General features: G+C 35.9%; 12 protein-coding genes. 9 read left to right on the top strand and 3 right to left on the bottom strand.

Translation table 11 applies throughout. The features are described 5' to 3' along the window. Window positions 1-9: 9 nt before the first annotated feature. The 3 genes from ACFSQS_RS05920 to ACFSQS_RS05910 form a co-directional block, all read right to left on the bottom strand. Window positions 10-1,842 carry a tetratricopeptide repeat-containing sensor histidine kinase gene (locus ACFSQS_RS05920; RefSeq protein ID WP_388015593.1) on the bottom strand — a complete coding sequence of 611 codons (1,833 nt, stop codon included), beginning with the start codon at window positions 1,840-1,842 and terminating at the stop codon, window positions 10-12. A gap of 111 nt (window positions 1,843-1,953) precedes the next feature. Continuing rightward, entirely contained in the window at window positions 1,954-2,100 is a 147-nt protein-coding gene (locus ACFSQS_RS05915) for a hypothetical protein (protein WP_388015590.1), read from the bottom strand. A gap of 356 nt (window positions 2,101-2,456) precedes the next feature. Next, entirely contained in the window at window positions 2,457-3,464 is a 1,008-nt protein-coding gene (locus tag ACFSQS_RS05910; protein ID WP_388015587.1) for a LacI family DNA-binding transcriptional regulator, read from the bottom strand. Window positions 3,465-4,045: 581 nt separating this feature from the next. Between ACFSQS_RS05910 and ACFSQS_RS05905 the strand changes: the two genes are divergently transcribed. From ACFSQS_RS05905 to ACFSQS_RS05865, 9 genes are all read left to right on the top strand, one after another. Then, the gene (locus ACFSQS_RS05905; RefSeq protein WP_388015584.1) at window positions 4,046-7,177 is read left to right on the top strand and encodes a SusC/RagA family TonB-linked outer membrane protein; all 3,132 of its coding nucleotides are present in this window, start codon (window positions 4,046-4,048) and stop codon (window positions 7,175-7,177) included. Between the two features lie 20 nt (window positions 7,178-7,197). Next, window positions 7,198-9,156, top strand: a complete 1,959-nt coding sequence (locus tag ACFSQS_RS05900) for a SusD/RagB family nutrient-binding outer membrane lipoprotein (RefSeq protein ID WP_388015581.1) — start codon at window positions 7,198-7,200, stop codon at window positions 9,154-9,156. 103 nt (window positions 9,157-9,259) lie between these two features. Then, window positions 9,260-12,568 (top strand): VCBS repeat-containing protein, encoded by a 3,309-nt coding sequence (locus ACFSQS_RS05895; RefSeq protein ID WP_388015578.1) that lies wholly within the window; start codon window positions 9,260-9,262, stop codon window positions 12,566-12,568. A 39-nt stretch (window positions 12,569-12,607) separates the two neighbouring features. Beyond that, entirely contained in the window at window positions 12,608-13,669 is a 1,062-nt protein-coding gene (locus tag ACFSQS_RS05890) for a sensor histidine kinase (RefSeq protein ID WP_388015575.1), read from the top strand. Then, entirely contained in the window at window positions 13,666-14,388 is a 723-nt protein-coding gene (locus tag ACFSQS_RS05885; RefSeq protein WP_388015572.1) for a LytR/AlgR family response regulator transcription factor, read from the top strand. Before ACFSQS_RS05890 ends, ACFSQS_RS05885 begins: the two co-directional genes overlap by 4 nt. 36 nt (window positions 14,389-14,424) lie before the next feature. After that, complete coding sequence (locus ACFSQS_RS05880) at window positions 14,425-15,522, top strand: acyltransferase family protein (RefSeq protein ID WP_388015569.1); 1,098 nt, start codon at window positions 14,425-14,427, stop codon at window positions 15,520-15,522. A 254-nt stretch (window positions 15,523-15,776) separates the two neighbouring features. Next, window positions 15,777-18,962, top strand: a complete 3,186-nt coding sequence (locus tag ACFSQS_RS05875; RefSeq protein WP_388015566.1) for a SusC/RagA family TonB-linked outer membrane protein — start codon at window positions 15,777-15,779, stop codon at window positions 18,960-18,962. A gap of 10 nt (window positions 18,963-18,972) precedes the next feature. After that, window positions 18,973-20,544 (top strand): RagB/SusD family nutrient uptake outer membrane protein, encoded by a 1,572-nt coding sequence (locus tag ACFSQS_RS05870; RefSeq protein ID WP_388015563.1) that lies wholly within the window; start codon window positions 18,973-18,975, stop codon window positions 20,542-20,544. Between the two features lie 266 nt (window positions 20,545-20,810). Further along, entirely contained in the window at window positions 20,811-24,176 is a 3,366-nt protein-coding gene (locus ACFSQS_RS05865; RefSeq protein ID WP_388015560.1) for a VCBS repeat-containing protein, read from the top strand. Window positions 24,177-24,199 lie beyond the last annotated feature (23 nt).

Raw genomic sequence — 24,199 nt, 5'->3', positions numbered from 1 at the left:
CTTTAAAAATTATTCTAATTTTGTCTTTATGGTTATGGTAGTGCCCTGGTTGGTTTGCGAATTTATTATTAAATTGCCGTTAATTTCGTTAACCCTAGAGTTAATGTTTTTTAAGCCAATACCTCGTTTTGCTTTATTGATATCGAATCCGGAACCATCATCGCTAATGGTTAGGCAAAATACATTTTTTTTTACATTGAAACTAATTTTTACAAGTGTTGCATTGGCATGTTTGTAAATGTTTTGCAAGGCTTCTTGTATAATTCTGTAGATATGTATTTTGGTTTTGTTTGATACGTCTTCCCAATTAATATCATCGTGGTATTTAAGTTTGTAATTAAAGCCATAAGCTTTGGTTTGGGTTTCCAGTAGCGTTTTAATAATATCTATAAACCCAGAGCCCGAGACAAACTCTGTGTTTAGTTCGTGCGATACTTTTCTTATATCGTCTTCAATGGTTTTTAGTTCGCTTATGTATTGGCTTCTTGTTTTTATGGCCTCATTGGTAGTATTCATGTTTAGGCTATCTAAACTTAATCGGGTACCAAACAAGCGGCCCAGTAAACCATCGTGCAATTCTTGAGAAATGCGCTTTTTTTCCAATGTTCTGGCTTCTTCAATATTATTTTGTTGCGAAAGCATAAGGTTGTAAATCTCTTCGTTGGTTTCTTGCTGTTGCTGTATAAATTTTAATTCTTTGTTTTTGTTTCTTTGGTTAACGACAATATATATTAAAAAAGAGGTAATAATTAATGTTATTGAAATAATCAAGAGCCAGAGGCGCTCTCTTGCAATTCTTATATTTTCCTGTTCTATTTGGTTGGTTTCGAAACGTATTCTTGCAAACTTGTCTCTTTTTGCCCTTTCGCTTTTTTGCAGGCTATCGCTAAGCTTTATGTAACTTTGCAAGTGCTTTGCAGCAATGGTACCCTGTTCTATTTTAGATAGCAACAGAAGCGATTTCAGTAAATCGTCGTTATTGTACTGCTCTGAAATCTCTTTGGCTTTGTAGGCATAATACCTTGCAGAATCTTTTTTTCCTGTACGGTTATAAAATTCGCCCAAGTGCTGAAGTATAATTATAGAGTTGTAGCTATTGTTAATACTATCGCAAATTCTTAATGCCTTGAGGTACAACCCAGGCAATTGCTGGGTTTTATTCGACAAGTACAAGGTATTTGCATAATTGCCCAAGGCCAATACATGAACGTCTGGATGGTTGTTAATTAATTCTTTGTTGGAAAAGATCTCGTTGTATTTTTCTATGGCCAAATCATACTGTCCAGATCGCCTATAAACTTTAAGCATGTTGTTTAAAGTTAAGCCTATGCTCCTTTGAAAATCGCCTTTAAGTTTTCTTTTAATATCAAGAGATTGCTCTAAATACTCGATTGCCTGATCAAATTCTTCCAGCTCATCAAAAACAATTCCTAAATTGTTCAGTACAAAAGCTTTGTACTTTTTTACATCGTTATTGGCATTTAGCTGTTTTAATATACTTAGTGCTTCTATAGAAGTAACTTCGCTGCCCGTATAATCTTTATCGTAGGTTTGGCAAACGGCAATGCCGTACAAGGTAATAGCAGTTTCGTACCTGTAATTAAATTTCCTGAAAACCTTTTCGGCTTTTTGAAAATAAAAATATGCACTGTCGCTTAGCAACGAGTGCCTGTAAAGTTCCCCTATTTTATAATGCTGGTTTGCTTTTGAAACCGAATCTGTAAATTTAGCAGTTGCCAAAAAGTTTTGGATAGAATCTATTTTACCCAGGTTTTTATGGGCTTGCGAATGTGTTTTTACTAAACAAATGAATACGACAACAAAAAATAATCTATATTTCAAATTACACGAAGGTTTTTGCTATTATTCAAATGTATCTATAATTTTCACTAAAAAAAAGTCCCCAAGCTATTTGCCTGGGGACTTTACTTTTTTTTTGTGATATTGTTACATTTAGTCTTGACCGCTACCGCCAGTAAACAATGTCTCTTCGGTTTCCGGTGAGGACAAAACATCATCTTCGTTTAAATCTTGTTTTGTACAAGATGCGAATACAGTTACAAGTAATGCCAATAATAAAGTAATTTTTAAAGCTTTCATAATTAATTTGATTTTAGGTTAAAATTTATTTTTCACTATTAATATTAAAATCTTATCGAAGGTTTTTGACTAAAAAATCAAAATCCTTTAACTAGGGAAAATGGATTAATAACTTAAAATCGAATACGTTAAAGCCGTATAGATTTTATATTTGCTACGAGGGAGAAGGCTAAAAAAGCCCTAAGAATGGATTAATTAAACTTTAATTAGCTGAGGGAGATTATGGGTGCGCTAATTAAGGAAAGCTAATGTAGCTTTAAACTACTTGATAAAAGAAATAAAATCGACAAAATACATTTTTAACCGATTAAATACATAAAATACGTGAATTTTACCAATAATTCTTTGTTAAAAACTTACAAAGTAGAACCGTTTTCAACCAAGCTTGTTTTTACTATTTTTGTTTTAAAATCGTAATGGCCTGCATTTAGGTTCTGCATTCTTTTAATTAGCATTTGTGCAGCATTTGCACCAATTTCTTTGGCATGTTGCCTAATAGTGGTTAGCCTAGGCAGGGAATGGTAGGAGACCGATTGGCTAGCAAAACCAACTACAGAGATGTCTCTTGGTACTTTAAGTCCAAATGAAACGGCGGCATTAATGGCTATAACCCCAGAAGCGCTATCGGCTGCAATTACGGCATCAATGTTTTTATGATGTTTCATAAATGCCATAATAGTTTCTTGGGGGTTGTCTTCTTTTGTTAAATTTAGCACAACTGGTTTTAGCTCTGGGTTTTCTAAAATAGCTTTTTGGTAACCCCGTTCCCTTAGCTTACCTACACTTAAATCGTAAATATTGCTAATAAACGCCAATTGCTTTCTGCCTTCGTTAAGCAGGTTTTTGGTGGCCCTATAAGTAGCATCGAAATCATCTACAATTACCTTATCGCACATAACATCGTGTGCCACTCTATCAAACATTACTATGGGCAGGCCTTGGCTTATGGTTTGTTTAAAATGATCGATTTCGTTTTTTATTTGTGTTTCTTCAGATAAACAGAGTATAAAGCCATCAACGCTTCCGTTGGCTAGTAATTGTAGGCTCTCTTTTTCCTTTTTTAAAGATTCGTTAGAAATACAGGTCATTATGTTATAACCGTGCTGTGCCGCCTCGCGCTCTATGCCAAACAAAACCTTGGCTAAAAAATGGTTGAGTATGTCTGGTATAATTACACCTATGGTGTTGGTGCGGTTTTGTTTTAAGCTTAAAGCTACCTTATTGGGTTTGTAGTTGTACAAATTGGCGAGTTCTTTAACCCGCTTTATGGTTTCTTCTCCTATTTCATCGCTATTGTTTAATGCTTTTGAAACCGTAGATATAGAAACATTTAACTCTTTTGCCAATTGTTTTAAAGTAACCATAGATGTTAAAAGTTTATTTTAAAAGCACGCAATTTACAAAATTACATAATGCCATAGCTAATAGGCCTAAAGTTAGTTAAATAATATCTAGGGTTTGTTTTAAACCCTGTACTTATTATAAAAAATCAGGGGTTTAGCTTAATATTAAGTTAAAGGACAATTTAGGGTTTTATTTGTTTATGCGAAACAACAATGTAGCAAGTTACTAAAAAATTTAACTAAAAAAGTTGTTTTTTTTATTGGGTTTGTTTTTATATTAGTATTTTTAAAACTCAGATTTGTATTGATTTACAAGTACCGAATTGCTATTGTTTACTTGATTTAAATTGTGCTCTTACACATAACTTTTTTAATACCTTTAATAGGCCGTTAGTAGTTGTTCGTCATTAAATATATGTTGTATATATATTATTTTTTATATCAAGATTATAATTAAATATTTTGCATATTCATTAATTTTTAAACTAAACATCCAAAACTATGTACAAAAATGATAATAACAAAAACACTTAAACTAAATTAATCCCCTCAAGAAGATGTCTTGAAGCAATCAGAATTAAAAACTAAATCAAAAAAAAATTATGATTCAAAAATTACTAAATCTAATGTTTGTGCTTTGCTTGTTTAGCATGCAAAGTATTCAAGCCCAAAACACTATTACAGGCACTGTTACAGATAGTGCAACTGGAATTCCACTTGGTGGAGCAAATGTAGTTGAAAAAGGCACAACTAATGGTGTCTCTACAGATTTTGATGGAAACTACAGCATTACCGTTTCTAGCTCTACTGCTATTTTGGTGGTTTCCTATATTGGCTATACCAACCAAGAGGTAGCTGTAAACAACCAAACAACAATTAACGTGGCTTTAGAAGAAGATGCTAGCCAATTGGACGAAGTAGTTGTAACTGCCCTTGGTATTAAAAGAGAACGTAAATCTTTAGGGTACTCCGTTCAGGAAATCAAAGGAGCCTCAGTAGCCGAGGCAAGAGAACCAAATATGGTTAATGCTTTATCCGGTAAAATCACTGGCCTGCAAGTTATTAAAGGTAGTGGAGGTCCTGCAGGGTCTTCTAAAATTGTACTTCGAGGCTTTAGCTCTCTAACAGGAGACAACCAACCACTAATAGTTGTCGATGGCGTGCCTTTGGATAACTTTACTGGTGCATCAAACAACTCCTTCTTCAACCCTGGTGAAGATTTTGGTAACGGTCTAGCCGATATAAATCCAGACGATATTGAAACCTTATCGGTACTTAAAGGAGCATCTGCTGCTGCCTTGTATGGTTCTCGTGCAGGTAATGGTGTTATTTTAATTACCACCAAAACGGGTAAAGCTCAAAAAGGACTTGGAATTTCCTATTCGGTAACTACAGGCTTTCAAACCATATTCTTAACACCAGATTTACAAAGTGATTTTGGACAAGGTTCTGTAGGCGTATATGATGAGCTAAGCGGTTCCAGCTGGGGGCCAAGAATTGCAGGGCAAACAGAAACAGGGCCTGTAAATGGCGATGTTGTTTTTAACGCCTACAACAACATTGACAACTTCTACAAAAGCGGTTTTAGCCAAAACCATAGCCTTTCGTTTCAAAACCAAGTAAGTGATGGCACGTCTTTATATACCTCTGCTAATTACCTAAAAGACGACAGTAACATTCCTGGAGCGACTTTAGAACGCTTAAACCTAATCGCAAGAGGAGTTTCAAAATTTGGCGAAACTAAAAACTGGACCTTAGACACTAAGGTACAATACAATAAAACCACAGCTAATAACAGACCACGAAATGGTTTAAATTCATTTAACTCTTACAGCACCATAGTTAATTTCCCTAGATCTTTAGATATTAGAAAATTTTCTGCCAACCAAGGATCTGATGAGTTTGGCAACCAATTATGGTATGACGACAACACCTCTCAAGTAAACCCATACTGGTTAGTTTACAACAACTTAAAAGAAGATTCTAGAGATCGTTTTGTGTTAACAGGATCTTTAAAACACGAATTTAACGATTGGCTAACTGCAGAAATTAAAGGTGGTGCCGATTTATACACCACAAACACAGAAACCAAAGTGTTCTCGGGTAGCCCAAGTACTGAGACCGGCCGTTACAGTTTAGGTAAAAACACCTTTATCGAGCAAAATTACAGTGCTTTAATTACAGCATCCAAAGATAATATTTTAGGTAAATTTGGAGGTGCATTAACCCTTGGTGGCAATTTAATGTCCACAGAACGAAGTGGCATAAGCAGTAATTCTGGCAACTTGGTAGTGCCCAATTTATTTAGCTTAAACAATGGTGTAAATCCAGCAGGGGTATCGCAATCGTTTAGCAATAAAAAGATAAATTCTGCCTACGGTGTATTCCAGATAAATTACGACGGCTATGCCTTTTTAGAGTTTACAGGACGTAACGACTGGACATCATCTCTAAGCAAACAAAACAGATCGTTCTTCTACCCTTCTGCCAGCGGCTCATTAGTTATCTCTGACATGATAACTAAAGAAGGTGGCGAACTGCCTAATTGGTTAACCTTTGCTAAAGTTAGAGCCTCTTATGCTGAAGTAGGTAATGATTTAGCTCCTTTTAGATTGGTTAACGCTTTTTCTATTGGTAACGACCCTTTTGGAAACACTACTGCAACCACAGGAAACACCTTATTTGACCCTAATGTGGTTAATGAGTTAATAAAAGAAACCGAATTTGGTTTAGAAGCACGATTTTTAAACAACAGAATCGGCGTGGATTTTACATATTATAAATCTAATGCAACCAATCAATTAATTCCTATTCCTCTTGACCCTTTAAGTGGCTTTAACAGTAAAATCATTAATGCTGGCGATATAGAAAACAAAGGTTTTGAGTTAACTTTAAAAACAAAGATATTCGATAACGAAGATGGCTTTTCTTGGGATATGGACATTAACTACTCTAAAAACGAAAACACCATTAATGAATTGTCTGAAGATGTTACCCAATTTAACTTAGGAGGATTTGATAATTTAGCTGTATTGGCTGAAGTAGGAGGCGACTATGGTGTAATTTGGGGAACCAAGTACAGAAGAGTTGAAGATGAAACAGACCCTAACTTTGGAAGAATAATAGTAGATAGCGATGGCTTACCACTACCATCTACAGACAAACACGTTTTAGGATCACAACAACCAGATGCTTTATTAGGCCTAACAAATTTATTCAAATACAAAAACTTCTCATTAGGCCTGCAATTTAGCGCAAGCATTGGTGGCGAAATTTTCTCTGGTACAAACCACGAAATGCAACAAACAGGCTTAGCTGCAATAACAGTAATTAATGGAAATAGAAATGATATTGTATTTGATGGTGTTGTTGATGATGGCTCAGGTAATTTTATCGAAAATACCACAGGGGCTACACCTCAAAACTATTGGGCAGCAATTACAGGACGCTCTGGTAATTTAGGTATAAACGAGGCCAATGTATATGATGCTACGCACGTAAGATTAAGAAACGTAAGTTTAACATACGACTTTAAATCAAACTTCCTAGACAAAACCCCTTTCCAAGGGCTAAAAGTAGGGGTGTCGGCTAATAATGTTTGGATGATTTCCAGCCACTTAAACGGTGTTGACCCAGAATCTGTTTTTGCTACAGGCTCTAACGCAACTGGTTTTGAATATCTTTCATCACCAACAACGCGTACAGTATTTTTTAATGTGTCTGCTAAATTTTAAAAATAAAAAAATTGAAAATTATGAAAAAAATGTTTAAACCCTTTGCATTGCTTAGTGCCATGCTACTGATTTTTTCTTGTAGTGACTTCGAAGAAATCAACGAAAACCCCTTGGCTGTTACAGCAGACCAAGTTGAAGTCGAGTTTCTAATTAACAGATCTATTGGAGGCACGCAACAAAACCCGCACATCTCTGAGCGTATATTCGTGTTGTACTGGATGGATGCCGGTAGAACCGCCAGATTAGGCACCTTATCTGAAGGCGGATCCAATGATGGCTGGACAAGCGATTATTTCCAAGATTATGTTTCCAGATGGCTAAGAGACATTAACACTGCCGTTTCTGTTGCAGAAGGCAAAATAGCAGAAGGCAATGTAAAAGAATACACAAATAACATGCTGCAAATCGCTAGAATTTGGAGGGCTTATGTTATGAGCGAAATGACTGATAACTTTGGCCCAATACCAATAAATGGATTTCAGGGAGTAAACCCAGAATATAATAGCGTAGAAGATGTTTACGACTTTATGCTGAACGAATTAGCAGATGCAACCAGCAAATTGGACGAAACAAATACTTTTGCACCTAGTGGAGACCTAGACCCTGCTTTTGGTTACGATTACACAAAATGGAAAAAGTACGGCAACTCATTAAGAATGCGTTTGGCTATGCGAATCTCAGAAGTAGATGCCGCTAAAGCAAAATCTCATTTTGAAGCTGCCGCATCCAGTGGGTTTATTATTGATTCTCCTGCAGACGACTTAAAAGTTAAAGAAGATGGCGGGTGGAATGATTACACCAATGTAATGTCAAGACAATGGAACAGCCACTATATGTCTGCTGCCTATAAGAACTTAACTGTTGGCTTAGGTGGTGTAACATCTGAAGACCAATTCCCTGATGATCAATTACCTGATGATCAATTACCTATTGATGAGCAAATAAATCTTACACCAGCTAATTATTTAGGATTGCGATTTGAAGATCACTTTTCTCTATTAACCAACGATCCCGCTGCAGGTTTCTGGCTAGACGGCCTACCAAACACGGTAGATCCAAGAGGCTACAAAACTTACCCTATTCCAGGAAACCTTAAAGACCCAGAGTACAACAATTACCCAACATGGAGCAACAGTCATGCCGAGTCTGAAAGAAAATTAATTATAGGAGAATCTGATAATGATGAAAACGGAGAAACCGACGACATTACAATTGATGCAGCATTTTCTTGGAATGCCTTTGCAGCAGGAGACTGGGGAGATAAAGGTGCTAAAAACCAACTACGTTCCACAGGATCCTACCCGCGTTTAGCTCACCGTTTTAGAGGTGGTGAAAACGACGGTCGTGTATTTTTCGCATCTTGGGAAACACATTTCTTGATTGCTGAAGCTGCAGTTAAAGGATGGAGCACACCAATGAGTGGCAAAGCTGCTTACGAAGCTGGTATAGCAGACAGCTTTGCTTACTTTGGGGTTTCAGACCACTTAACAGACTATCTTGCATCTCAAGATTACAACAACGCTGGCACATCAGTTAACTGGGATCATACCACAGAACCTCCAGCAACGGTTACTATGGACTATAAAAATGGCTACACAGGTGCAGACGCAACATACAATTACAAGTATCCTGAAAACACCATTTACAAAGGAGGCAGTGTAAAAAATGATCATTTAAATAAAATCATTACACAAAAATTCATTGCACAAACCCCTTGGTTACCACTAGAAACCTGGAGCGACCACAGACGCTTAGGCTTACCTTTCTTTGAGAATCCTGCGGTAGAAAACCCAATTCCAGACCTACCACAGCTAACCCCTGGAAACGTAATGTCCAACCAAGTTAATTTCTTTGGCCAACGCTTAAAATTCCCTTCTTCTTTTGTAAACAATGTACCTGCTGGTCATGCACAAGCAGTACAACTACTAGGCGGTCCAGACGCCGTACATACACCACTATGGTGGGCTAAGCAAAATTAGATACAATAATTAAAACTAAAATTGTTAAAAGGGAGAATCATATAAATTCTCCCTTTTTTATTTTTTATATTTATCGATAAATTAATTATTAAAAAATAGTGCTTTGAAAAAAACGATTTCCCTAATTATACTTGCATTTATTCTTGTTAGTTGCAACCAAAACAAATCTTACAAAACCCTAAAGACTTTAAACAAGAAACCTTCAGACAGCAATACCCTATTTTCTTTAGTTCCTAACACTAAAACCACCTTTGATTTTAAGAATAATGTAGAAGAAACAGCAGACCTTAATTTTTTGAATTACGGAAACATATACAATGGCGGAGGCGTTGCCACTGCAGATTTTAATAATGATGGTTTAGTTGATGTATTTTTTGTTTCCAATCAAAATTCTAACAAGCTCTATCTTAATGAAGGTGATTTTAAATTTAAGGATATTACCGAAACATCTGGATTAGCCGATGCTACAGGATGGTCCAATGGCGTATCAGTTGTTGATATTAACAACGACGGTTGGCTGGATATATACATTTGCAAGTCCGGAAGCAGAAATGCCAATGCACTAAGAACAAACAAACTATTTATCAATCAAAAAAACAATACATTTATTGATCAAGCCAAAGCATGGAAAATTGATAACCCTGGATTTAGCACACAATCTTATTTTTTTGATTTCGACAAAGATGGCGATTTAGACATGTACCTTGTAAGCCACAGACCAGATTTTGAAAACACTGGCAGGTTAAATATGAGCATTGAAAAAGATTATTCGCGATTCAGTTCTGATATATTATACAGAAACGACGGCACTTATTTTACAGAAATAACACACCCTGCAGGAATGGTTAACAAAACCTTTGGGCTAAGCGCATCTATTGGCGATTTTAATGGTGATGGTTGGCCAGATGTTTATGTATGTAACGATTTCTTAACCCCAGATATGCTTTATATAAACAACAAAAACGGCACGTTTACCAATGAAATTTTAGACCGGATAAAGCACATTTCTTTTAGCAGTATGGGCTCTGATTATGCCGATTTAAACAACGATTTAAATCCCGATCTATTCGTACTTGAAATGGCATCTGAAGACCACGTTCGAAGCAAGCAAAACATGGCCACAATGAATACCGATAACTTTTACAATTTAGTTAAAAACAACTACCACCACCAATATATGGTAAACACTTTGCAGCTTAACAGAGGTAATGGAAGGTTTAGCGAAATTGCACAAATAAGCGGCTTAGCTAAAACAGATTGGAGTTGGGCTCCTTTAATTGCAGATTTCGATAACGATGGCTTAAAAGATATTTTTGTTACCAATGGCATCTTGAAAGACATGGCCAACCAAGATTTTAGAACAGAGTTAAAAAGAAGGTTTGCAGAAAAAAACAAACCCAGCTTTAAAGAAATAACCGATTTACAACCTTCTACAAAACTAAGAAATTACGGCTTTAAAAACGAAGGCAACCTAAACTTTACCAAAAACCCGGACAATTGGGGATTAAAAGAAAAAACACAATCCAACGGTGCTGCTTATGCTGATTTTGATAACGATGGCGATCTCGATTTGGTTATTAACAACATAAACGATACACCCCTACTCTATAAAAACAACGACACCAATAATTTTATTCAAATTACGTTAAATGGTGGTGCAAAAAACACATTTGCCATCGGTTCCAAAATAACCATAACGGCAAATAACATCAAGCAATACCAAGAACTATATACCAGCAGAGGGTTTATATCCTCGGTACAAAACGTTATTAATTTTGGCCTTGGCGATGCTAAAATTATAGATGAGATTGTAATTGAATGGCCAAACCAAAAAACCACAACACTTACAAACGTAAAAGCCAATCAAATCATTACAGTAAATCAAGAAAGCGCAACACCCCCTAAAAACAACAATAAAGAAAACACAAAAACATTGTTAAAAAGCGTTAACCCATCGCAACTTGGTATTGCTTACAAGCATAAAGAAAACGAATTTAACGACTACAAAGAACAAATCTTACTGCCCCACAGCCAATCTACCAATGGACCGTTTATTGACAAAGCAGATGTTAACGGAGACGGGTTAGAAGATTTTTTTATTGGCGGTGCCAAAGACCAAAGTGGCGAATTATACTTGCAAAATAAAAATGGAAACTTTGTAAAACATAACACCAAAACTTGGCAAGACGATAAACAATACGAAGATTTGGGCGTGCTCTTTATAGATATTGACAATGACAACGATAGCGATCTGTATATAGTAAGCGGCGGAGCTGAATTTGAAGAAAACAGCAGCTTGTACCAAGACAGAGTTTATATAAACGATGGCAAAGGCAATTTTAGCAAAGGCAAAAACATACTCCCACAAATGAATACAAGCGGGCAAGCCATTAAAGCATCTGATATTGATGGCGATGGCGATTTAGACTTGTTTGTAGGCGGCAGGGTAATACCCAATAAATATCCGTATGCGCCAGAATCGTATATTTTGATAAACGAAAACGGTAAGTTTTACAATAAAACCGAATCCGTGGCACCTGCAATTAAAAACATTGGGTTAGTTACCGATGCCCTATTTTCAGATTATGATAATGATAATGATGAGGACTTAATTCTTGTAGGAGAATGGATGCCAATTACAATATTAGAAAACCACAACGGCACCTTTAAACCCCAAGTAAACGAGTCGTTAAAAAACACCGAAGGCCTTTGGTTCTCTATTGAAAGTACAGATATAGACAATGATGGAGACACCGATTATTTTGTTGGCAACCTAGGGCTAAACACAAAATACAAAGCCAGCACAAAAAAACCGTTTCATGTATTTTGTGATGATTTTGACAGCTCTGGCACTTACGATATTGTTTTAACCTCAAACTACAAAGGCACACTTGTACCATCGCGAGGTCGAGAATGCTCTTCGCAACAAATGCCATTTATTAAAGACAAGTTCCCTACATTTAACGAATTTGCCGAAGCCACACTAGAAGATATTTACGGAAAAGAAGCCCTAGATAAAGCCCTCCACCTTAAAGTGCACATGTTAAATAGTGTGTTATTAGAAAACAATGGCAATGGCAATTTCACTATTAAAAGCTTGCCGAAAATGCTTCAAATTGCTCCAATTATGGATTTTGAGTTTGTGGATATTAACAACGACAACAACAAAGAAATCATAGCCATTGGCAACCATTACAATGCCGAGGTAGAAACCGTGCGCTATGATGCCTCTTTAGGTAGTATTTTAACCTACAAAGACAAAAACCTTAAATTAATGAACATGGACAAAACAGGGTTTGTAAACGTTGGCAACTCAAAAAGCATCATTTCCATAAACAGAAAAAAAGACACCATATTGCTAGTAACAAACAACAACAATAGCGTTAACCTGTTTCATATAACACCCAATTAAATCCCTTTTAAAATAAAAAACAGGAACAACAATCGATAGATGAAAAATAGCTTCACACTATTTAAAAACAAAATAAAGACAACCATTCCGCTTAAATATCACATTATATTTTGGCTTTGCTATTTTGTGTTCAATGTTATTAGATGGGGCAGCTATAATGACGATTTTCTGTACTCTTTAAAATCCAATCTTGTAGAATTCCCAATACACATCGTACTGGTTTACTTAAATATCTATTATCTCATCCCAAAATTCATTTTAAAAGGCAAATACATCGCCTTTATATTAAGTTTAATAGCGGCACTAGTAATAGCTTATTTTTCAAGGCTCTGCTTAAATTTAATCTTTGTCTCAGACGAAATTTGGATTGGTTTGTACACCACCATGCCAAACCAATCTATGTTCAACCACTTTATTGCAGAATTTATTGGGCAAATTTACGTCATCGCATTTGCAACGGCCATAAAGATTATTGTAGAATGGAGTATCGAGAAAAAAAGAAACGAGCAACTCTCTCAATTACAATTAAGCACAGAACTAAAATTTTTAAGAACCCAGGTACAGCCCCATTTTTTCTTCAACACCTTAAACAACCTTTATGCACTGGCACTAAACAAATCCAGCAGCTTGCCCCGGTTAATCTTAAAACTATCCAATATGATGGAATATGTACTTTACGATGTAACCAACTCTAAAGCCGACTTACTTGAAGAAATAAACCATATAAACAACTACATAGATATTGAAAACCTAAGATTTAAAGACCGCATAGACACAGAATTGCGCATTACTGGCGACCTAGAAGATGTTAAAGTACCCCCACTACTACTTATTACCTTTGTTGAAAACTGTTTTAAGCACGGATTGAAGGGCAATGATAAAATAACCATAAAAATGAGTTTTGAGATGGTTAACAGAAAATATCTTGAATTTAAAATTTCCAACAACTTCAACCCTTTAACCATAGACGATGAAAAAAAAGGAATAGGAATATCGAATTCTCTTAGGCGGCTAAAACTCTTATTCGCAAAAGATTTTGTATTGAAACCCAGTGTAACAAACAATATTTACAGTTTATTTTTAAAAATTCCAGTAAGATGAAAATTAAGTGCATTATAATAGACGATGAACCTTTGGCAATTAGTGTTATAGAAAACCATTTAACAAAGTTCGATAATATTGATGTTGTTGGAACCTTTTGCAACCCCTTAAAAGCCTTTAATATTTTACAACAAGAAAAAATAGACCTTGTTTTTTTAGATATTAACATGCCACAAATGACGGGTTTTACGTTTATAGAAAATTTGAATTTCAGGCCACTAATAGTAATCACCACAGCTTACAGAGAATATGCCGTAAAAAGTTTCGAGCTAGACGTGCTAGACTACTTGGTAAAGCCCATACCCTTTAACCGTTTTTTAAAAACCATAAACAAAGTATATCAGCAAAAACACAGCAATACTCCTTCTGTGGGCTCTAGCTTAAACCAAGAACCCCATATCTTTTTAAAAGTCGATAAAAAACTCGTCAAGGTAAACCTAAACGACATCCTGTTTATTGAAAGCTTAAAAGATTACATTAAAGTAGCCACAACCCTTGGCGATTACGTAGTGCACAAATCGCTTACCGCAATTTCTGAGGAGCTGCCCCAATCAAACTTTATACGCGTACACCGTTCCTATAATATTTCAATAAATAAAATCGCCGCTTTAGAAGGCAACACCATAGAAATTGCAGGTAGAAGAATCCCTATCGGAAGAAACTACTTAAAGCAAACCAAAGAACGCATATTTAACATTAAAGAAGATAACGACAACTAATGGGCGTATTTTTTATTTGGCGAAACATCATATAAAATGGCCGCAAAACAAAGAATAGAATCGGTAGATATCCTTAGGGGCTTTACCATTGCAGCAATGATTTTGGTAAACACCCCAGGAACATGGAGCAAAGTTTATGCCCCATTGCTGCACGCCAATTGGCATGGGCTAACACCAACAGATTTGGTGTTTCCGTTCTTTTTATTTATTGTTGGCATTTCAATTTCGTTTGCCTACAAAAACAAGCCAAAACATGGGGCAACCTACAGAAAAATTGTTATCCGCAGTTTAAAACTTATTGGTCTCGGTTTGTTTTTAGGCTTGTTTTTACCCTATCCGCCTTTTATAAAAGATTTCGAAGTTTTAAGATTCCCCGGGGTTTTACAACGTATAGGTGTCGTGTTTTTAATCTCTGCCATTTTGTTTATGAACTTCAATTGGAAAACCTTACTAAAAATAGGCCTATCCATATTAATAAGCTATTGGCTAATTTTAGGATTTGTGCCATTACCAGACGGATCTTTACCAACTTTTGATCGAGCACCAAATAATTGGGCAAACTATATAGATTTAAAACTTTTAGGAAAGCACATGTGGAAACCCGATTACGACCCCGAAGGCATTTTAAGCACATTACCCGCCATTGCAACCTGCATTTCGGGTATTTTAGTAGGGCGTATCCTAGCTAATGCAAAAGTTAATAAATTGGTTTATTTAGTGGCAACTGCCCTATCGCTATTAGTTTGCGGTTATCTTTTTAGTATTTGGTTTCCTATTAACAAAGCCATTTGGAGCAGTAGCTTTGTATTGGTAACCAGCGGATGGGCAACCTTAATTTTAGCTGTTATTTACTATTTAACCGATGTACTGCAATTTAAATTAGGCACCATTTTTAAGTATGTTGGCTCTAACGCTATTACCATTTTTTTCTTGTCCAGTTTTATATCGAAATGCTTTTACTTAATTAAAGTGAATGAGCAACAGAGCATTCACGCTTGGCTCTACAACAACATATTTGTTCATTCTTTTTTAAGCGATAAATTATCGTCTTTACTTTATGCTTTATCTGCTGTAATGTTCTATTTAGCTTTAGGATATGTTTTGTACAAAAAAAAGATATTTATCAAGATTTAAGCTAATTATTAGAAAATAAATTAACGAAAAGATAATTTCACAAGATTTTATTGAATTTTTACACAAAATTTACAATAAAAGTGAGTTTTTTAACATTTTTTTTAATTTAGAACTTATAAACAAGTTTTTATAAAACACAAAGTAAGTTGAAAAAACGCAATTATTAAACAACATTGAAGAGCACCATTGCAACTATTAAAACTTGTAATATCTAACTATTCAAAAAAGTCGTTTTAACTAAACCAAACAACAGTATGAAAAAAACCAAACTCTTTTTTTCTGGAATCCCCATTGTCAGGATTTTACAAATTTATTCCATTTTGCTTTGCCTATGCCTTACAAACACCTTTGCAAGCAATACCAGTTCGACAAGCATTGCCTTGAATACCGAAAACGTAATGATTGATAAAGCAAGCTTCAATGATGCTGTTTACAAACTAAAAGCAAATGCATTGCAAACAAGTGTTAGTGGTCAAGTACTAGATGCCGAGAACAACCCGTTACCCGGAGTAACCATATTGGTTAAAGGATCTAGCACAGGAACAACTACCGATTTTGACGGAAACTACTCCATTGACGTTAATGCTAGCGATATATTGGTTTTCTCTTATGTTGGCTTTGTAACACAAGAAGTACTTGTTAACAATCAAACCACAATAAACATAACATTAAAAGAAGACACCGCAGAATTAGACGAGGTAGTTATTGTTGGCTATGGCACCCAGAAAAAAGTAAACTTAACGGGGTCAATCGCTACAGTAAAGTCTGAAGATATAGTAAAAAACAGTACTGAAAGCGTAAGTAGTGCACTATCTGGAAGATTGGCTGGTGTTGTTACAATACAAAGTTCTGGCGAACCCGGTAGCGGTAGCTCTTCGGTTAACATACGAGGCATAAGTACTTTAGGCTCTAACGCACCTTTAATTTTAGTTGATGGTATTCCAAGAGCTTTAAACAATATAAACTCTAACGATATAGAGACCATAAGTGTTTTAAAAGATGCAGCCGCATCTGCTATATATGGCATGCGAGCCGCAAACGGCGTGGTTTTAATTACTACCAAAAGAGGAAAAGGGAAAAACACGTTTAATGTAAATTTATATTCAGGTATTCAGCAACCAACAAGATTACCAGATTTTTTAGATTCGCATGGCTATGCCACTTTATTAAATGAAGCAAACAGTAATGATGGAGTTGCCTTGGCCTACACCGATGATGATCTTCAAAAGTTTAGAGATGGTTCAAACCCAGACACGCACCCTAACACAGATTGGCTAAACGAGGTACTTGACTCTAGCGCACCAATGCAATCAATAGACATCTCTTCAAGTGGTAGCAGCGAAAACAATAGCATTAAATATTTCACATCTCTAGGCTATCTATACCAAGACGCTCTATATGACAGAAATAATTTTAATCGTTTTAACTTTAGATCAAACTTAGATATCAAAATTAACGACAATATAAGTCTTACTACTGATTTTAGCGGAAACATTGAAACTAGAAACCGCCCAGGAATTGGAGCAGGAACATTGTTCTCTAACGTCATGAGAACACCTCCCACCGAAGTAAACCAATACTCAAACGGAGGCTATTCCATATTTGCATTGCAACCATCTATTGATGTTGGATATGCAGACACCAAAAATTTTGATTTCCAATCTAAAATAGCATTAAAAATAGATTTTCCTTTTCTAGAAGGCTTAAATTTAATAACCCAAGTAGCCTACGACAGAGCAACTTATAGAAACAAAGGTTTTTCCGTTCCTAAAACATTTACAACCTTTGATGCCAGCAATGGCACTTTCGATATAAGTACACCTAGCACCCGAGGCGAAACAGCTAGTCTATCAGAAAGCCAAAGTCAAGGCTACAAACTTGTTACCGAAGCCATTTTAGGCTATAACAAAACCATAGATAAACACGATTTTGGAGCTAAAATAATCTACTCTAGAACCGTAACAGAAAATAACAGCTTAAATGGTGGCATAAGCAACATCCTTGGTACTGCCGTTGATTTCTTTATTGCAGGCGACGCCGAAACAAGAAGTCTCTCAAACAGTACCTCAGAAACCGGAATCTTAGGTTATGCAGGCCGTTTTACGTACGCTTTCGATGATAAATATTTATTCGAGTTTAACGGAAGGTATGACGGGTCTTACAAATTCAGCAAAGACTCAAGGTTTGGTTTTTTTCCTTCAGTTTCTTTGGCTTGGAGAGCTTCACAAGAAAACTTTTTAGCAGATTCCAACGTTATAAGCAACTTAAAATTTAGAGCTTCGTATGGTGAACTAGGTAACGATTCTGGTATAGGCGCATTTCGATATCTAGAATTTTTTGGCTTTGGCGGGCCTTTTATAGACAATGCTAGTGTAGCGCAAACCATTGCCAGTAGCGGATTACCAGACCCTGCAACTACTTGGGAAAAAGCCAAAACATATAACTTAGGAATAGATCTTGGTTTACTAAACAACGCTTTAACCATTGAGACCGATATCTTTTACAAAAGAACAAGCGATATCTTAACAACCCGGGCACTCCAAGTTCCTAGTACTTTTGGAGCTTCTTTGCCTTTTGAAAACATTGGTATTATAGATAACAGAGGTTTTGAAATTGTTTTAAATTACAAAGGAAATGTAAAAGACTTTAACTTCTATACAAATTTCAATATGGGCTATGCGAAAAACGAAATAATAGATATCGCAGAAGCCGAAGATGTTGACCCCTTGAGAAAACTTACAGGAAGACAAATAGGCGCAAACACCCGGATTGGCTTTATAGCTGAAGGCCTGTTTTTAACCCAGCAAGAAATAGATGATTTGAATGCCAATGCTCCAGATGGGGTTTATCAAACCCAAAACCCACAACCAGGAGACATTAAATATGCAGATATAACTGGAGATGGCAAAGTGGATAATGACGATAGAACATTTATAGGGAACAATACCATACCAGAATTCACATTTGGGTTAAATTTTGGCTTTGAATACAAGCAATTCGATTTTTCTGCTCTATTCCAAGGTGCTACCAATTTTGATATGTACCTAGCAAACGAAGCCGCTTGGGCCTTTTTTAATGGCGGAAAAGTATTTGACCGCCACTTAGACAGAGCTCAAATAGGAACAGATGGAAACGTAATAAACACCAATGCCAGCTACCCAAGGTTAACACTAATAAATAATGCTGTTAACGAACGGTTCTCATCTTACTGGATTACACCAGGAGATTATATTCGTTTTAAAAATGTAGAAATTGGCTACTCGCTGCCACAAAAAACTTTAGACAAAATTGGCATTAATAAATTACGTGTTTACCTAAACGGAAGGAATTTAGTAACTTGGTCTAAAATTAAGCATTTAGACCCCGAAAACCCTCAAACTAGAGGCTGGTTCTACCCACAGCAAAGGGTTTTTAACTTGGGTATTAATTTACAATTTTAAAAAAAAAATTATGAAGAACATAAAATTACTATTTTTTATAGGATCATTTGTTATGCTACAATACTCTTGCACTAGTGATTCTATTGAATTTGACCCTCAAGGTGCTATATCTTCCGAAGTGGTTTTTACAGATCCTGCTTTTGCAGAAACCTTCTTAAATGCTGTTTACAACAGTATCCCTCATGGGTTTAACAGAGGTTGGTATATGCTAGATGCCGCAACAGACGATGCTGAAAACTCGTACACATGGCCAGCGTCAAACACGCAATTAAATACAGCAAACATTACCTCTAACAGTTCCCCTTTTAACGGGCTGTGGGGAAATGCCTATTTTCAAATACGGCGATTGAATAATTTTATTCAAAACTACGATCAGCTTGAAGGCTCAGATGAAGTTAATAACCGATTAAAAGGCGAAGCCCATTTTTTAAGAGGTTATTATTACGCTTTGCTCTTAAGAACTTTTGGTGGTGTGCCAATAATAACAGTGCCGCAAGAACTTACAGACGATTTGTTGGTGCCCAGAAACACAGCTGAAGAAACTCTAAGCTTTATAGTATCAGAGCTAGACACATCAGCCGATTTGTTTACTAATGCTACTAGCGCATCATCTACCCGAGGGTCGTGGGATGCTGCAATGGCATTAAAGGGACGTGTATTATTGTATGAAGGCAAATTCCCTGAATCAGCAATTGCCTCAAAACAAGTTTTAGACAATACATCAAGAACGCTAGACAGTGATTATGGCAGTGTATTTGTTACCGATGGCGCATCAGAAGTTATATTCGATACCCAATTTAGCGACCCAGATAAAACACATTGGGCAAATCTATTTAATACACCTAAATCTACCGCAGCCGTTAGTGGTTGGGGAGGCACAGGCCCAACTCAAAATTTGGTAGATCAATATGAGATGCAAGCTACCGGCTTATTACCAGAAGAAGCTGGCTCAGGCTACGATGCTAACAACCCTTACGAAGGTAGAGACCCCAGATTTGACGCCTCAATACTATACGATGGCTCAGAATGGAAAGGACTAACTTGGGAGTTCAGACCAGGTGGTTTTGCTGGTATTGCCTCTAGCGGAGACTTTACAAGAACAGGTTATGGCCTAAAAAAAATGATGCAGGAAGATAGAAATCATAGAGAGCGTAGCACCCAACACTGGATACACATTAGGCTAGCAGAAGTCTATCTAAACTATGCCGAGGCTTTAATAGAATCTGACACCAATTTAGGGTTGGCAGTTGATGCTATTAACATGGTTAGAAATAGAGTTAATATGCCCGCCATAGCTGTTGGCAGTCAGTCTGAACTTAGGGAAAGAGTGAGGCGTGAGCGTAGAGTGGAACTCGCTTTTGAAGAACACCGCTTTTGGGATATAAGGCGTTGGAATATTGCAGGAACCCCTGAAGTACTAACCATTTACAGAGTAGATATGGATACCGACGGTAACTTAATTGATGATGGTAAAGAAATTTGGGAAACCAGAACCTGGAACAATGCCAACTTAAAGTTTCCTATACCACAAGGCGAAATTGATAAAAACTCAAATCTTAGTCAAAATTCTGGTTATAATTAATTTAATTATTCAAAAAACATAATTAATTTTTAATATATTTATTTGAAAAAACAGAACCCATTTTCTATAAAATGGGTTCTGTTTTGATACCAATTTAATTTTGAAATGTCGTGATGATAAATCGAATTATTTTTTGTTTTAACAAGGCAAAAAATATTAGCATAGCCATAGCTACGGTTTTATTTTTTAACGACGGAAAAACAAAAAAGAAACTATTTATAGCGACATTTTAAGGTTAAATTGGTATAAGTTAAAATTTTCAGAAAATGAAAAAAGTATTATTTGTAATAAGCCTAGTTCTTCTGTTTTTTAATTGTAAAAGAAACAATACTAGTAGCGTAAAGGAAACACCATTAAACACTCAAGAACAAAAAGAAGCCTTTACAATCTTACCTCCCGAAAAAACAGGTATTTTCTTTCTTAACGAACTTAAAGAAAATATAAGCAATAACGGATTATTGTATGAGTATTACTATAATGGTGGTGGTGTAGCCACAGCAGATTTTAACAACGACGGACTAATAGATATTTACTTTGTTAATAGTACAAAAGAAAACACCTTATACCTTAACATAGGCAATATGAGGTTTAACGATATAACCAAAACTGCCAATGCAGAAGGCGGCTATGGTTTTGGTACCGGTGTTACTTTAGTTGACATAAATAACGATGGCTTAATGGATATTTACTACTGCAAGTCTGGAAAAATTAAAGATCCTAATAAACGAAAAAACGAATTATTGGTTAACTTAGGAATAGACAGCAATGGCAAACCCAAATTTGAAAATCAGGCAGAAAAATATGGTCTGGATTTACCTCATTTTACAACCCAAGCAACCTTTTTTGACTACGATAAAGATGGTGATTTAGATATGTTTTTGCTAAACCACGGCATAGATATGTACGACGAAAACAATCTAGCTAACTTAATCGATCAAAAATCTGAGTTTAGAGGTAATCGCCTCTACAAAAACAACAACGGAAAATTTGTTGATGTTACCGATAAAGCAAACATTATAAATACCATGGTTGGCTATGGGCTTGGTGTAGCTATAGCCGATTTAAATAACGATAGCTGGCCAGATATCTATGTTGGAAATGATTTTTCTGAAAAAGACTTTCTGTACTTAAACAATAAGAATGGGACTTTCAATGAAGTTTCGCTGCAGGCATTCAAACATATCTCTAATTTCTCAATGGGCAATGACATTGCTGACATGAACAACGATGGACTTTTAGACATTATATCCTTAGATATGATGGCAGAAGACAACTTCTCCCAAAAAACGAGTATGAGCGGTATGAATCCCGAAAGGTTTTACAGAAACACAAACCTAGGCCTGCACCACCAATACATGTACAATACATTACAATTAAATAATGGTGTTGACAAAAAAAGTGGTATCCCAATGTTCTCAGATGTTGCGCAAATAGCAGGTGTTTCAAGCACAGATTGGAGTTGGGCACCTCTGTTTTTCGACATGGACAACGATGGGCAAAAAGATCTATTTGTATCAAACGGCATTAAAGGCGATTTTAGAAACAACGATTTTGTTAATTACCAAAAAGCAAAACAAGCCGAAGTGATAAAAAACAAAAGAATTGAAACCGAAAGCTATATTAACGATCTTCTATCTAAAATGCCTTCTCGAAAAAAAGAAAACTACTTTTACTTAAATAATGGCGATTTAACCTTCAAGAAATTAAGCATATCGCAAAACCCAACAAATTCAAACGGTGCTGCCTATGCAGATTTCAACAACGACGGCACCTTAGATATTGTGGTCAACAATTCTTCCGGAATGTCCTTCATATACAAAAACAACGCAACAAACAACAACTATTTAAAGGTTAAACTAAAAGGGCCAAACAACAACATTAACGCTATTGGCGCAAGAGTTAAACTGTATTCTAAATCTAACACCCAAACCATTGAGAATCATTTTACCAGAGGGTTTCAATCGGCTATGGCAGACGCCGTACATTTTGGAGTAAAACAAGACCAGGCAATAGATAGTTTAAAAGTTATTTGGAACGACAATACCTCGCATAGTATATACAACATTAAACCAAACCAAACCATTAATGTAGCTTATACAGATAAAGGCTCTTTAAAAAACAAACACAAAACAATTTCTAGTGAATTATTTACAGATATAACTAATACTTCAGGCATAGACTTTAAACACAAAGAGAATGATTTTAACGACTTTGAAAAAGAAGTACTGTTACCGCACCGGATGTCTCAACTAGGGCCAGCCCTAGCAGTGGCCGATGTAAACAACGATGGTTTAGATGATTTCTTTATTGGTGGTGCAAAAAACCAAAAAAGTGCACTTTATATTCAAACCAAAAACGGGACTTTTACCAAAATCAACAAAATCTTTACAGCAGATAAAAATCATGAAGATGTAGGAGCCATATTCTTTGATGCCGACAACGATGGAGATAACGACCTTTACGTTATAAGTGGAGGTACAGAACTAGAGCCCAACAACAATTACTATTTAGATCGTTTTTATGAAAATAAAGGCAACGGTACTTTTATAAAAAACACAAAAGCTTTACCAAAAATAGTATCGAGTGGTTTGCGTGTATCTGCAACAGATTTTGATAAAGATGGAGACATCGACCTCTTTATTGGAGGCCGTGTAAAACCCGGGTTTTACGGCCGACCAGTAAACAGCTATTTGCTGGAAAACACCTCAACAAAAGAAAAAATAGCGTTTAAAGATGCTACCCAAAAGGCTATTCCAGAACTTACAGAACACACTATGATTACAGCTTCTACCTGGGCAGATATTGATAAAGATGGAGACCAAGATTTAATAATCGCAAACGAATGGGGGCCAATTGAACTGTTTATTAACAATTCGGGGGTTTTCAGCAACGAGTCTAAAACATACGGCCTATCAAAACATGTAGGTTGGTGGAGTGCTGTTGAGGTTAACGATATAGACAATGATGGCGATTTAGATATTATCGCTGGAAATTTAGGGCTAAACTACAAATACAAAGCAAGTTTTGACAACCCTTTTTATTTATATGTAAATGATTTTGACAACAACAATACAGATGATATTGTACTAGGATACAGTCAAGAAAATAACATATATCCTGTGAGGGGCAGACAATGCTCTTCACAACAAATGCCTTTTATAAAAGATAAATTTAAAACCTATAACGATTTTGGATCGGCTAATATTAAAGACATTTACGGAGACAAACTATCAGAAAGTATTAATTACAAAGCTACTTACTTTGCATCGGCCATTTTAAGAAACCAAAACGGATCGTTTGAATTTGATGCTTTTGAAAATAGAGCGCAACTATCGTCTGTAAACAAAATCTTGATAGACGATTTTAATGATGACAAAAACCAAGATATTTTACTTTTGGGCAACTTATTTGGCTCTGAGGTTGAAACCCCCAGAAACGATGCCAACTATGGAATTTTACTAAAGGGAGACCATTCTAGAAATTTTAATTACATACCAAATGCAGATACAAACTTATGGGCAAATGGCGATGTAAAAGATGCTGCCTTTATTACCGTAGGCAATAATAAATCTGTTTTAATCGCAAGAAATAATGATGTATTGTCTTTATTAAAAATTAACACCCCTAATTAAATCCATGGGTTCTATAAACATAC

It is taken from the genome of Gelatiniphilus marinus, from assembly GCF_042684345.1.
GTDB classification, from domain to species: Bacteria; Bacteroidota; Bacteroidia; order Flavobacteriales; family Flavobacteriaceae; genus Gelatiniphilus; species Gelatiniphilus marinus.
Note: the sequence above shows the minus strand (reverse complement) of the source record. Positions and strands in the feature narration are given on the sequence as shown.

Excerpts from the sequence above, each read along its gene's own strand:
- ACFSQS_RS05910 (WP_388015587.1), bottom strand. The coding sequence starts at position 3,464 with ATGGTTACTTTAAAACAATTGGCAAAAGAGTTAAATGTTTCTATATCT.
- ACFSQS_RS05870 (WP_388015563.1), top strand. The coding sequence starts at position 18,973 with ATGAAGAACATAAAATTACTATTTTTTATAGGATCATTTGTTATGCTA.
- ACFSQS_RS05900 (WP_388015581.1), top strand. The coding sequence starts at position 7,198 with ATGAAAAAAATGTTTAAACCCTTTGCATTGCTTAGTGCCATGCTACTG.
- ACFSQS_RS05865 (WP_388015560.1), top strand. The coding sequence starts at position 20,811 with ATGAAAAAAGTATTATTTGTAATAAGCCTAGTTCTTCTGTTTTTTAAT.
- ACFSQS_RS05875 (WP_388015566.1), top strand. The coding sequence starts at position 15,777 with ATGAAAAAAACCAAACTCTTTTTTTCTGGAATCCCCATTGTCAGGATT.
- ACFSQS_RS05885 (WP_388015572.1), top strand. The coding sequence starts at position 13,666 with ATGAAAATTAAGTGCATTATAATAGACGATGAACCTTTGGCAATTAGT.
- ACFSQS_RS05905 (WP_388015584.1), top strand. The coding sequence starts at position 4,046 with ATGATTCAAAAATTACTAAATCTAATGTTTGTGCTTTGCTTGTTTAGC.
- ACFSQS_RS05915 (WP_388015590.1), bottom strand. The coding sequence starts at position 2,100 with ATGAAAGCTTTAAAAATTACTTTATTATTGGCATTACTTGTAACTGTA.
- ACFSQS_RS05890 (WP_388015575.1), top strand. The coding sequence starts at position 12,608 with ATGAAAAATAGCTTCACACTATTTAAAAACAAAATAAAGACAACCATT.
- ACFSQS_RS05880 (WP_388015569.1), top strand. The coding sequence starts at position 14,425 with ATGGCCGCAAAACAAAGAATAGAATCGGTAGATATCCTTAGGGGCTTT.